Origin of the sequence: Williamsia soli (assembly GCF_017377795.1) — a bacterium.
In the GTDB taxonomy this organism is placed as follows: domain Bacteria; phylum Actinomycetota; class Actinomycetes; order Mycobacteriales; family Mycobacteriaceae; genus Williamsia; species Williamsia soli.
Window position 1 is genome coordinate 268,681 of record NZ_JAFRDR010000007.1, and the last position, 11,693, is coordinate 280,373.

The following is an 11,693-nucleotide window of genomic DNA, read 5'->3' on the forward strand; positions in this document are numbered from 1 at the left end:
CGGTAGAGTGACGGCTGCAAACCGCAGCTGAATGAGGAGCGCCGAAGTGGCTCGAGTGGTAGTGGACGTCATGCCCAAAGCAGAGATCCTGGATCCGCAGGGGCAAGCCATCAGTGGTGCGCTGGGCCGGCTGGGATTCGGGGGCATCGCCGATGTACGTCAGGGCAAGCGCTTCGAACTCGAGGTAGATGACTCGGTGAGCGACGAGGCCCTCGATCGCATCGCGGCCGAGCTCCTCGCGAACACCGTGATCGAGGAGTACTCGGTCACCCGCGTCGAGAGTCCCGCATCGTGAGCAAGGCCCGTATCGGTGTCATCACCTTTCCCGGCACGCTCGACGACGTCGATGCCTCACGGGCCGTCCGGCTCGCCGGGGCCGAGGCGGTAGAACTCTGGCACGGCGATGGCGACCTCAGAGGGGTCGACGCCGTGGTGGTACCCGGTGGATTCTCCTACGGTGATTACCTTCGGGCCGGCGCCATCGCCCGATTCGCGCCCGTGATGGGTGCGCTCGTCGACGCCGCAGGGAAGGGGATGCCGATCCTCGGTATCTGCAACGGCTTTCAGGTGCTCTGCGAAGCGGGATTGCTTCCCGGTGCGCTCACCCGAAACGAGGGCCTGCACTTCCTGTGCCGTGATCAGTGGCTGCGGGTCGACTCGACCACCTCGTCGTGGAGCAGTCGCTTCGAGCCCGGTGCCGAGATTCTCATTCCCCTGAAGTCAGGCGAAGGTCGGTTCGTCGCCTCTGAAGACGTTCTCGACGAACTCGAGGGTGAAGGTCGGGTGGTGTTCCGCTACGCGGGTGACAACCCGAACGGATCGATGCGTTCCATCGCCGGAATCTCCAGCCCCAACGGCAAAGTCGTCGGATTGATGCCGCACCCAGAACACGCGACCGAAGCCTTGACCGGCCCGAGCGACGACGGCCTCGGCCTGTTCTACTCGGCCCTCGACGCGGTTCTGGCCTCGGCCTGAGAACTCCATGTTGACCACCACGGCCACCGCAGCCGGGCTCTGCTCCTTCGTCGACGCCTCGCCGTCTCCCTTCCATGTGTGCGAGAGCGTCGCGAAGCTGTTGGAGGCGGCGGGCTTTCGTGAACTGAGCGAAGGCCACCAGTGGCCGTCGACCCCGGGTCGGCACTATGTGATCCGCGGAGGGTCCATCGTCGCCTGGGACAGCAGCGGGCACGGCCGGAGTTTCCGCATCATCGGCGGTCACACCGACAGCCCCAATCTGCGGGTCAAGCAACATCCTGAATTGCGCTCGGCGGGCCTGGCGATGGTCGGACTCGAGAAGTACGGCGGCGCATGGCTCAATTCATGGCTCGACCGCGACCTGGGCATCTCCGGACGGATCGCCATCCGTGAGCCGGATGGACTGCGTCAGGAGCTGATTCGCATCGACGAGCCGGTCCTGCGGGTACCACAGCTCGCGATCCATCTGTCCGACGATCGCGGTGGGGTCTCCCTCGATCCGCAGCGGCATGTCAATGCCATCTGGGGTGTCGGTGACAAGGGCCCGAAGTTCCTGGAATGGATTGCCGCGCAGGCAGAAGTCTCTGTCGACCAGGTGCTCGGCTGGGAACTGATGACCCACGACCTGGCGCCGAGTCGCGTCGTCGGGGTCGAAGGTGACCTGATCAGCGCGCCGCGACTGGACAACCAGGGCACCTGCTACGCGGGCACCCGGGCGCTGCTCGACGCGGTCGAGGCAGGACTCGGGCCAGCGATCCCTGTACTGGCACTGTTCGACCACGAAGAGGTGGGCAGCGGTTCGGATCGCGGCGCCGCCTCCGATCTGCTCGCCACGGTTCTCGAGCGAATCGTGTTGGCAGCAGGTGGAACTCGCGAAGACTACTTCCGCTCGATGTCCATGAGTGCGTGTGCATCGGGGGATATGGCCCACGCGACGCACCCGAACTACCCAGAGCGGCACGAACCCGCGCACCAGATTGCGATCAACGGTGGCCCGGTGCTCAAGGTGAACCAGAATCTGCGGTACGCCAGCGATGCCGTGGGGGAAGCGTTGTTCGCCGACGCCGCAGACAAGGCCGGGGTTCCGCTACAGCGCTACGTCCATCGGGCGGATCTGCCGTGTGGTTCCACCATCGGACCCATCACCGCGACCCGCACCGGACTGAGCACGGTCGACGTCGGGGCCCCACAACTCGCGATGCACAGTGCTCGCGAGCTCATGGGAAGCCATGACGTCGGCATGTACGCAGCAGCCCTCGCCGCATTCCTCGCCCCGTAACCTCCGATGATGGGGCCTTTTGGCGGTCCCCACCTGGGGAAATGCTCACCAAAAGGCCCCATCATCGGGGTTGCTAGTACTGGCCGAGGTAGAAGCGTGCTCCCTGGTCGTCGAGGCATTCGGCGGAGATCGCGTAGGACTGCCGCTCGGGGCCGGTGAGAACGGTGCCGCCGCCGTCGCGGACGCGCTGCACCGCTACCTCGATGTCGTCGACGACCCACATCGGTACGGCCTTCGACGAGTCCTGACCGCCGGCCACACCGGTCATCGGATGAGTGCCCTCGACCTCCCAGCCGTCGTCGATTCGCCCGCCGCTGAACGTCCAGCCCAGCACCCGGCCGTAGAACTCGCGGAATGCCTCGCTGCTTGGCGTGTAGTGGGTCATGTACGTGAGCTCGCCGTGGCCCGTGGCATTGAGGGAAGGACGAGGATCGTCCACGGTGGGCCGGTACACCGCGAAGGCGACGCCCTGATTGTCGATGGCATCCAGAAGTTCGCCGAAGGGCAACTGCTGCAGCTCATTCGGGGTGCCACCTGCAGTGATGATGTCCCTGCGGGCCTGGTCGATGTCGTCGACCGCGTAGGCGCAGAGCATTCCCTGGTCACCAGGGTCAGAGTAGATGCCCAGCCGGTGCGAGAGGTTGGTGACCTGCCCAGTGCCGGCGTCGAACTGCCAGCCGAGCACCGATCCGTAGAAGGTGGCCGCCCTGTCCACGTCCGCGGTCCACAGCGAGCAGTATCCGAGATCGCCTCGGTGGATCTGTTCGGGTGAACTCGACGCCACGACCGGTCCGGTGAGCATCCACCGATGGCCGAAGGGGTCGACGATCACGCCGGTGCGGGTGTCATGGGCGTCGTATGGCTCGCGCTGGACCTCCGCACCACCGTCGCGAGCGGCGCGCAGAGCGGAGTCGGCGTCAGGAACGGGGAGCATCAGCGAGACCGAGACAGACTGTGGGGCGGGTCCTTTGAGTCCCAACTCGGCGAACTCGCCCGCCAGGTAGATCACGCCACCGCCGATGAGCAGCTCGGCGTGCCCGATGCTGCCGTCATCCATGAGAATGGGCTCGCCGCGCAGTTCGGCACCGAGGTGGGCGACGTACCAGTCGATCGCGGCGGCCGGATCCGCGACGGTGAGGTAGGGCAGGGCGCCGGGGTGCTCGACCACCATCGAGAGTGCAGCAGTAGAGGTTTCAGTTAGCGCATCGGTGGTCATGGTGACTCCTTCGGGTAGGTCGAGGCCGCGTTCGAGGCGGGTGCGCAGTCGGCGCGCGAAGTCGGCGTCGGGGTCTACTGGGACGTCCCCGATGGTCAGCGTGGTGAACGGATCGAAGTCGTTGTGCGCGCTCATCGCCGGCCTCCCTTCGCTGCGGACGTGGCTGGATCGGAGGGATAGGACGCGCGGAAGGCCCGCTTTGCCCTCGTGAGCAGTGCCTCGGTCGCGGTGACCGTGCGGTCGAGCAGTTCGGCGCACTGGGCGACGGTGCAATCGTCGACGTAGCGCAGGGTCAATACTGCCCGGTGGATGTCGGACAACCGAAGCAGCGTGTACTCGGCGAGCATGCGATCGAGATGTACGTCCCACTGGTCGTCGGCGGGGCCGTCCGGTACTTCTTCGACCGGAATCGGCGTGCGCTGCATGCGGCGCCAGTGGTCGGCCAGTTTGTGTCGCGCGATTCCGATGAGCCAGGGGATCGACGGATCGTGCGGATCGGTGCCCCTGGCGTGATCCATCGCCGCCAGGAACGTCTCCGATGTGAGGTCTTCGGCGAGGCCCTTGTCCCTGGTCCGGCGGATCAGGTAGCCGTACACCGCAGGCAGCGCGTCGTCGTAGATCGCCAACAACGCCGGGCCACCAGGAGGCGAGGCGCCTCCCGAGGAGTTTTCTGCTGTGCCGCTCACATACCTATCGTCGTCGGAACAGGGCATTTTCCGACGCCCGAATCCGAAATGGTTCTACGACGGGGCCAGCATGGTGAGCGTGCTGCCTTCTTCGAGCACGAGATATCCGTCCACGACCTGGGCCTGACCACCGACGATCGACCGCTGCCAGGCAATGGAACCGTCGCGGACGTCGAACGCGGTGAGTTCGCCGCCGTTGCCGAAGACGGCGATGTCGCCGCCCTGACCGACGCACGACAAGTAGTCGATGTTGGCCGCCGGATTCATCAGGTCGGGGCGGGCGAACTTGCCGAGCTGTTCACCGGAACGCAGGTCGAAGGCCGTACGGGTGGCGTTCTTGAGAGCGAAGATCACCACCGACCCGCACGGCCGGGTGTTGACCTTGGACAGTTCTGGATCGGTGATCTGCCAGAGCCGCTGCGCATCGGAGGGATCGAAGATCGCGTAGGTGCCCTGCGTCTGCATGACCTGGGCCGGCCCGGTTCCGGTGGTCACCGGGAGCACCGAGGTACCGGAGACGAGTTGCTGTTTGTCGTTGACCGAGGTGCGGGTGCCGTCGGTGCGGTACAACTCGACGCGCTGTTCGTCGGTGCTCGTGTACTGCAGCGCGACACCGGAGGGGTAGATCTCCATGTCGCACGAGTCGCAACCGATCCGGTCGGCACCTGTTGCGGGGTCGATGATGTGCTTGGAACCGTCGGAGGCGCTGATGGCGACGACGTCGTCTCGGACCTCGACCTTGGCCGCGGCAGCGAACGTCCGAGCCCAGACCTGACGTCCGTCCGGTTCGTTGCGGCTGACCTGGTAGCCCGAATCGTTCACCCGTAAGAAGTCCGGACCGAATCCCGTCACCGCCCTGGTGTTCTTGATGTCGGATCGTTCGCGGAGTTCACCGGAGGTGAGATCGGTGAGATAGAAGCCATCGGGCCGATCGGTGAGGCTCAGTGCGCACCCCAGCTCTCCTTGCCCGTTGATCGAGCACGAGCCCAGCCCGGCGTCGATGGGTACATCCCACAGGCGTTCGCCGCTTCGGCGATCGATGGCGAGATACGTCGTACCGAGACCCGACGGATACGCGATCAACCAGATGTCACCATGAGTTCCGGCGACGACGGGGGTCGCGCCTTCGCCGTACGTGCGCATGTCGGTGAGGTCCAGGCTCCACTGTTCGGCGGGCTCGCCCTGATAGGAGCGGAGTTGGCCGTTCGCGAAGTCGCCGGATGTCGTCGCGGAGGTTCCCATCGAGAGAACGAGTCCGACACTGATCACCATCGCGATCGAGAGGGTCAGTACTACGATCCCTATCCCGGGTCCGGACCGGCCTTTGAGCATGCCGTCCATCCAACCACGGGGGACACGCCCCGAACTCGGCCGGCACGGTCGGTCAGAGCAGACGTTCGAGGAGAAACTGGACGACCGTTTAGTCTGACCATGTGTCAAGCAATGTTGTGGGGCGTCTGCTCGGAGACGCCATGACCGTCCCGCTTCGGGTGGGAGGCATGCTGGGCGTGCGTGCCAAGCCGGGCCCACGGGCCCTTCGGGTCGATCCCGGCGTCGAGAACCCTGCGCCCGCGCTCACCGAGCACGACCGGCGCAAGGTGGCGTACAACTTCTTCTCCGGCATACCGTTCGAACTCCGCAATCCCGGCGGCGATCTGCCCGGCGCGAATGAGTGGCATCGCGAACCGTCGGCTGACCATCCACATCCTGTGATCCTGGTACACGGCACCGGCGGTGGCGCCCAGACGAATTGGGGCACCTACGTGCCACTGCTCGCCAATGAGGGCTTCTCGGTGTTCTCGTTGACCTACGGTGCGATCGCCGGGGTGCCGTGGCCGTTGTCGGCCATCGGCGGAATGGCCAAGATCGAAGACAGTGCCAAAGAGTTCGGCGTGTTCGTGGAGCGGGTGCTCGAGGCGACGGGGGCATCTCAGGTCGACGTGGTGGGGCACTCGCAGGGGACGTTGATGCCGAACTACTGGGCGAAGTTTCTCGGTGGAGCGAACCTGATCCGCAAGTACGTGTCGTTGGCGCCGATGTGGCAGGGCACCTCGGCGTTTTCCGGGGTGATGCACCGCATCAATCTGCCGCTCGGCCTCGACCCCACCCGCATCCTGCCGTGCTACTCGGCCGCCCAGATGATGTCGGGATCGGAGTTCATCGCCGAGATGCATGCCGACGGGGGTCCGTACGTTCCCGGCATCGAGTACATCAACATCTCCACCCGGTACGACGAGTTCGTGGCGCCGTACACCAGCGGGCAACTGCCCGGTGGCTCCGATGTCGCCGTCACCAACATTGTTGTGCAGGAGAATTGTTCACATGATTACAGTGATCACCTGGCCATCTGTGGATCGCAGCGGGCCGCGCTGCATGTGCTGAACGCACTCGATGACCGAGCAGATCCGAGGGATGTCCCATGCATGTTCGTTCCGCCGTTCTTCGGCTCCTGACCCTGCCGACGCTCGCGCTGCTGACGCTGACCGCGCTGCCGGCCGTCGCGGGTGCGCAGCCGGTGAGCCATGACTTCTTCGACGGTGCCCGAGCTGAGGTGACGAACCCCGGAGGCTCGTTTCCCGGGTCCAACGACTTCGGCTGCAGCCCATCGGCGGACCACCCCAATCCTGTTGTGCTGGTGCACGGTACCGGCGGAAATCGTCAGACCAACTGGGCGACGATGATCCCGGCGTTGCGGAACGAGGGATACTGCGTGTTCGCGCTGACGTACGGCACGTTGCCCGGAACCGTCTGGCCGGTCAGCGGTTTCGGGGGCTTGACCCGGATGGAGGACAGCGCGGACCAGCTCGGCTCATTCATCGCGCGGGTACGCCAGGAGACAGGAGCTGCGCAGGTCGATCTGATCGGTCATTCGGAGGGCACCCTGATGCCGACCTACTACCTCAAATATCTCGGGGGAGCGCAGTACGTCGATCGCTACATCTCCCTGGCCCCCTATTGGAAGGGCCAGGATCAGGCCGCATACCTGCAGCTGGAGGCGATGGCCGAGGCGCTCGGATTCGACCCGGATCAGGTCTTGCCGTGTCCGGAATGCGGGCAGGAGAACTATGGCAGTCCGTTCATGCAGAAGATCAATTCCGGTGGCTCGCCCTATGTTCCGGGTATCGCCTACACCAATGTGATGACGAGGTACGACGGCATCGTCGAGCCGTGGACCGACGGGTTCGTGCCCGGCCCCGACACGATCAACATCGTGCTGCAGGACACCTGCGCGGCAGACCGGTCAGATCATCTGTCGATCGTGTCCTCGCCGCGATCGGTGGCCGTTGTGCTGGGTGCCCTGGATCCGGCACACCCGCCGCCGGTGCCCTGCGTTCCGGTGGCTCCTGGGCTCGGGTTGTAGGGGTTACCCGGCCAGGGAGCGCCGGTAGTCGCGGGGGCTGACCCCACGCACGCGTTTGAAGGCGGCGCTCAATGCGAATGCGCTGCTGTATCCCACCTGCCGCGCAACGGTTTCCAACGTGACATTGCCGGTTGCGAGAAGATCCGCCGCCATCGACAGCCGCCAGTTGGTGAGATAGGCCATCGGGGGTTCGCCGACCAGGTCGGTGAACCGGCGGGCCAATCCGGCGCGCGACACCGCGCACTGCGCCGCCAGTCCGGCGACCGTCCACGGTTGCCCGGGATTGTGATGGATCAGCGACAACGCGTGACCCACAACCGGATCTGACTCGGCGGCAATCCATTTCGGGCCCACGGAGTCAGGTCGGGAGAACCAGTTGCGGAGTGTGTCGATCAGGACGAGGTCGAGAATCCGGTCGAGCATCACCTCCTGTCCGGGTGCGTCGCGGTCGATCTCGGCCGACAGCAGCGATATCAGGGGATTGTTGTTGTTCGGCAATGTGATCAGTCGAGGAAGTGCTGCGAGCAGGCGTGCAGACACTTCGCCGGCCGCGCCGTAGGTTCCCACGAGCGACACGGACTCGCCGTCTTTGCTGTTGCCCCAACTGCGCACACCGAGGCTCAGCTCCTCGACGAGGTCCACACCGTCGAGACTGGTGCAGTTCTGGTCGCGATCGATGATCGCCGTCGGCGCGCATTCGTCTCCGACCGCGTACGGCTCCGGCCCGCGCACGACGGCGACATCGCCGGGCCGCACGGTCACCTGCTCACCGTCGTCGAAACGAATGGTGTTCGTCCCGTTGACCGTGACCACGACCGTCAACGGCGCCTCGTCCTCGATACGCAGCGACCAGGGCGAAGCCATCACCAAGCGCAGGAGGAACGCATCCTTCGCACGAGGGCCGTTCAGCACGCTTCCCAGGACATCCATGTAGACGATTGAACATGAAAGTGAGCGGAGAAGCTATGGATAAGCTCAAAGCGGGCCGCTGTACTGGGAACCATGACGAACACAGCAACTCGCCAGCAACGTCCCATCACCGTCATCGGCGCGACCGGCAAGACCGGTCGACGCGTAGTCGATCGTCTGCGGCAACTCGATCTGCCGGTCCGATCGGCGAGTAGGTCGTCCGAGGTCGTCTTCGATTGGAGCGACGCCGCGACCTGGTCTCCCGCTCTTCACGGCTCCGGCGCGGTCTACGTGACCTACCAGCCTGATCTGATCGTGCCTCGGTCCGCCGCCGACATGACCGCCTTCGTCGAAACAGCTCGCGAAGCCGGTGTCGACCGCCTGGTGCTGCTGTCCGGGCGGGGCGAACCCGAGGCGCAGGCCTGCGAGGACATCGTGTTGGGATCGGGCATCCCGTCAACCGCGCTGCGCTGCAGCTGGTTCGCGCAGAACTTCAGCGAAGCCTTCCTCGCCGATGGTGTCAACGAAGGCGCCGTGGTGCTCCCGGTCGGGGCAGTGGGGGAGCCGTTCCTCGATGCCGACGACATCGCCGACGCCGCGGTGGAGGCGTTGACCGGTGACGGGCATGGCGGCCGGGTCTACGAGCTGACCGGGCCGCGACTTCTGACGTTCGCGGAGGCGACGGCGGAGGTCGGTCGCGAACTCGGCCGCGACATCGCGTTCGTCGAGGTGGGCCTCGCCGAGTATCGGGCCGGCATGGCTGAGGCCGGTGTGCCCGACGAACACGCCGAGATGGTGATCGCCCTATTCGGTACCCTGTTCGATGGTCGGAACTCGCAGATCACATCGGGAGTGCGGGAACTGCTCGGACGGGAGCCGACCGATTTCGTCACCGTCATCAAAAAGGCGGCGTCGCAGGGCGTCTGGTCATGACCGGACTACGAGAGTTGGCCCTGGTGCTCGGCATCGTCTCGGTCGGCCTGATCGCCGGACTGTTCGCCTCATTCGCCTATGCCGTCATGCCGGGGCTCGGCCAGACCGATGACAAGAGCTTAATCGCCTCGATGCAACGCATCAACGTCGTCATCGTGAACCCGGTGTTCCTGCTGCTGTTCTTCGGCGGGCTGGGTTTCACCGTCGCGGCCGCGGTTCTCTACCGCGATCACCGAATGTTCTGGTGGATCGTGGCGGGTGCTGTTCTCTACGGGCTGGGTCTGGTGATCACGATGGCGTTCAACATCCCGTTGAACAACAGGCTCGAGGCGGCGGGGGAACCTGACCGGATCGGCGACCTCCGCGCTGTACGTGACGTTTTCGAGGCCTCCTGGGTCCGATGGAACATCGTGCGAGCGGTGGTCCACGCCGCGGCCTTCGCCGTCCTGGTGGTCGGGGCCGTGACCCGCTGATCTCCTCCACCCGTTTTTGCGCCACCCACCGGAAATAAACGGTGGGCGGCGCAAATTTGGGTGGGTGCGTGGGCTGGCCCGCTCACTCGCTCGCTGGGTGGGCTGGCTCGCCCGCTCGCTGGGTCGGCTGTCACGCCCCACCCGTTTTTGTATGGGCCACCGGAAATAGCCGGTGGACGGAACGAATTCAGGTGGAGGATGACGCCGGCGCGGAGATCTGGACGACCGCGTCCGCCACCGCATCCGGGTTATCCAGGGACACAAAGGTTCTGGCCCCCGGAACCTCGGTGAACGTCGCGTTCGGGAACTGCGCCGCCAGCCGCCGGCCGAGCTCGGGCTTGAAGCTCTTGTCGGCCATGCCCCAGACCAGTGTCACCGGCTTGTCGAACGAGCCCAGCCGACGGGTGACAGCGTCGAGCTCGGCGGGCTTGATGTTCGCGAACAGTCGCGTGATGTCGCGTCGGATCTCGGCCGACTCCTGGGCGGGGGCGACCCACGACGCGGTGGGGTCGGGGTCGGGGTCGTTAGCCAGGAGCCCGAACCCCAGCGGCGAGTGACGCAGGGCCTGGAATTTCATGAGCTTCATCGACGGCTTCAGGACTCCGGGCAGCTTGAGGAGCTTGAAGATGACGTCGAAGGGGAACGGCGGGAAGGTGTCGAAGGCGTCGCAGTTCGTGAGAACCAGCCGGCCTACGTGCTCGGGGTGGGCGTCGATCGTGAACTGACACAAGGCGCCGCCGGTGTCGTTGCCGACCAGGGTCGCGTCATGCAGATCGAGGCCAACGATGAGCTCGCGGATCAGGCCGGCAATCGTGGTCGGACTGAGTTCTGCGTCCGGCTTCATCGGGATGCGATGTGAGCCGAGCGGCAGTGTCGGGAGGTAGCACCGGTAGCCCTGTGCCGCCAGCAGCTCGGCGGGCTTTCGCCACAACTCGGCGTCGACGAGTGCGCCGTGGATGAACAGGACGGGTGGTTTCTCGGAGTGGTCGGGTCCGGCGGTGCGGTACTCGATCGTCCCCAGCGTTGTCTCGATCGTGGCCATGACGGGTAACCTCCGTGAGTCACTTACGTACACCTAGCATGGAAGTTACATACAGCCTGCATGGAAGTCAATCGTCGAACCCAGGCCGACCGCACCGCCGCCACGCGTGGGGCGTTGATCAAGGCCGCCCGCACCCTGTTCGCCGATCAGGGCTTCAGTGCCGTCGGAACCCAGGCGATCGCTGGGGAGGCCGGCGTGACCAGGGGGGCGCTCTACCATCAGTTCGCCGACAAGGCCCAGCTCTTCATGGCGGTCTTCGAGGAGATCGAGGAGGAGCTGCTGGGCCAGATCGGGTCGGCCATGACCGAGGCGGCCCTCACCGACCCGATTGCTGCGCTCGAGGTGGGCGCGAAGAGATGGCTCGAGCTCTGTGCGGATCCGCAGGTCCACCGGATCGTCCTGATCGAGGCGCCCGCGGTACTCGGCTGGGATCAGTGGCGTGAGATCGGGCAGCGATACGCCCTCGGAATGGTCGAGGCACTGATCGCGCAGGCCGTCGTCGCCGGCGCCGTACCCGACCAACCGGTGCGGCCGCTTGCCCACGTCATGATCGGTGCCATCGACGAGGCTGCGCTGTATGTGTCCCGGTCCGATGAACCGGAGAATGCGCGTGCGGAAATGCTCGATGTCATCCGGCGGCTGATTCGGGCCATCACGATCGAATTGTGAGCCCGCGTTCGCTGACGGCGTATCCGGAGGTGAAACACCCTTTCGAGCTGCGACGTTGACAGATTGTGGCCTGATGACCGCAGTGCTCTCACGCCGGCTCACCGGCACATCTGAGGTGCCGGTGACCTGGGCGCATTACAGTGGGAGCCA

13 protein-coding genes are annotated in these 11,693 nt (G+C 65.4%); 8 read left to right on the forward strand and 5 right to left on the reverse strand.

The window, feature by feature from the left end; genetic code table 11:
* Positions 1-46: 46 nt before the first annotated feature.
* From purS to J3S28_RS19590, 3 genes are read left to right on the forward strand one after another with little or no spacing between them, the layout of a single operon-like run.
* The gene (gene purS, locus J3S28_RS19580; RefSeq protein ID WP_084834577.1) at positions 47-295 is read left to right on the forward strand and encodes a phosphoribosylformylglycinamidine synthase subunit PurS; all 249 of its coding nucleotides are present in this window, start codon (positions 47-49) and stop codon (positions 293-295) included.
* The gene (gene purQ, locus J3S28_RS19585; RefSeq protein WP_207842396.1) at positions 292-975 is read left to right on the forward strand and encodes a phosphoribosylformylglycinamidine synthase subunit PurQ; all 684 of its coding nucleotides are present in this window, start codon (positions 292-294) and stop codon (positions 973-975) included. The genes purS and purQ overlap by 4 nt, the downstream gene beginning before the upstream one ends.
* 7 nt (positions 976-982) lie before the next feature.
* Positions 983-2,254: a M18 family aminopeptidase gene (locus tag J3S28_RS19590; RefSeq protein WP_207842397.1), complete on the forward strand. Its 1,272-nt coding sequence runs from the start codon at positions 983-985 to the stop codon at positions 2,252-2,254.
* Between the two features lie 73 nt (positions 2,255-2,327).
* On the opposite strand, the gene J3S28_RS19595 is transcribed toward J3S28_RS19590, so the two are convergent.
* Genes J3S28_RS19595 through J3S28_RS19605 form a run of 3 tightly spaced genes read right to left on the reverse strand, consistent with a single transcriptional unit; the run spans position 2,328 to position 5,497 of the window.
* Positions 2,328-3,605 carry a VOC family protein gene (locus tag J3S28_RS19595; protein WP_207842398.1) on the reverse strand — a complete coding sequence of 426 codons (1,278 nt, stop codon included), beginning with the start codon at positions 3,603-3,605 and terminating at the stop codon, positions 2,328-2,330.
* On the reverse strand, positions 3,602-4,183 hold the full coding sequence (locus J3S28_RS19600; RefSeq protein WP_207842399.1) for an RNA polymerase sigma factor: 582 nt from the start codon (positions 4,181-4,183) through the stop codon (positions 3,602-3,604). Before J3S28_RS19600 ends, J3S28_RS19595 begins: the two co-directional genes overlap by 4 nt.
* A 27-nt stretch (positions 4,184-4,210) precedes the next feature.
* Positions 4,211-5,497, reverse strand: coding sequence for an outer membrane protein assembly factor BamB family protein (locus J3S28_RS19605; RefSeq protein ID WP_207842400.1), 1,287 nt, complete (start codon positions 5,495-5,497; stop codon positions 4,211-4,213).
* A 92-nt stretch (positions 5,498-5,589) separates the two neighbouring features.
* Between J3S28_RS19605 and J3S28_RS19610 the strand changes: the two genes are divergently transcribed.
* Complete coding sequence (locus tag J3S28_RS19610; RefSeq protein WP_307797270.1) at positions 5,590-6,609, forward strand: esterase/lipase family protein; 1,020 nt, start codon at positions 5,590-5,592, stop codon at positions 6,607-6,609.
* On the forward strand, positions 6,576-7,517 hold the full coding sequence (locus tag J3S28_RS19615) for an esterase/lipase family protein (protein WP_207842401.1): 942 nt from the start codon (positions 6,576-6,578) through the stop codon (positions 7,515-7,517). The genes J3S28_RS19610 and J3S28_RS19615 overlap by 34 nt, the downstream gene beginning before the upstream one ends.
* A gap of 3 nt (positions 7,518-7,520) precedes the next feature.
* On the opposite strand, the gene J3S28_RS19620 is transcribed toward J3S28_RS19615, so the two are convergent.
* Entirely contained in the window at positions 7,521-8,447 is a 927-nt protein-coding gene (locus tag J3S28_RS19620) for an AraC family transcriptional regulator (RefSeq protein ID WP_207842402.1), read from the reverse strand.
* Positions 8,448-8,519: 72 nt separating this feature from the next.
* Here J3S28_RS19620 and J3S28_RS19625 point away from each other — a divergent pair, with 72 nt between their 5' ends.
* Together J3S28_RS19625 and J3S28_RS19630 are read left to right on the forward strand one after the other, a co-directional pair.
* On the forward strand, positions 8,520-9,359 hold the full coding sequence (locus J3S28_RS19625) for an NAD(P)H-binding protein (RefSeq protein ID WP_207842403.1): 840 nt from the start codon (positions 8,520-8,522) through the stop codon (positions 9,357-9,359).
* Positions 9,356-9,832: an anthrone oxygenase family protein gene (locus J3S28_RS19630; protein ID WP_207842404.1), complete on the forward strand. Its 477-nt coding sequence runs from the start codon at positions 9,356-9,358 to the stop codon at positions 9,830-9,832. Before J3S28_RS19625 ends, J3S28_RS19630 begins: the two co-directional genes overlap by 4 nt.
* Before the next feature lie 187 nt (positions 9,833-10,019).
* On the opposite strand, the gene J3S28_RS19635 is transcribed toward J3S28_RS19630, so the two are convergent.
* Entirely contained in the window at positions 10,020-10,874 is an 855-nt protein-coding gene (locus J3S28_RS19635; RefSeq protein WP_207842405.1) for an alpha/beta fold hydrolase, read from the reverse strand.
* Positions 10,875-10,934: 60 nt separating this feature from the next.
* On the opposite strand from J3S28_RS19635, the gene J3S28_RS19640 reads away from it, so the two are divergent.
* Positions 10,935-11,543 (forward strand): TetR/AcrR family transcriptional regulator, encoded by a 609-nt coding sequence (locus J3S28_RS19640; protein ID WP_207842406.1) that lies wholly within the window; start codon positions 10,935-10,937, stop codon positions 11,541-11,543.
* The last annotated feature ends 150 nt before the right edge of the window (positions 11,544-11,693 follow it).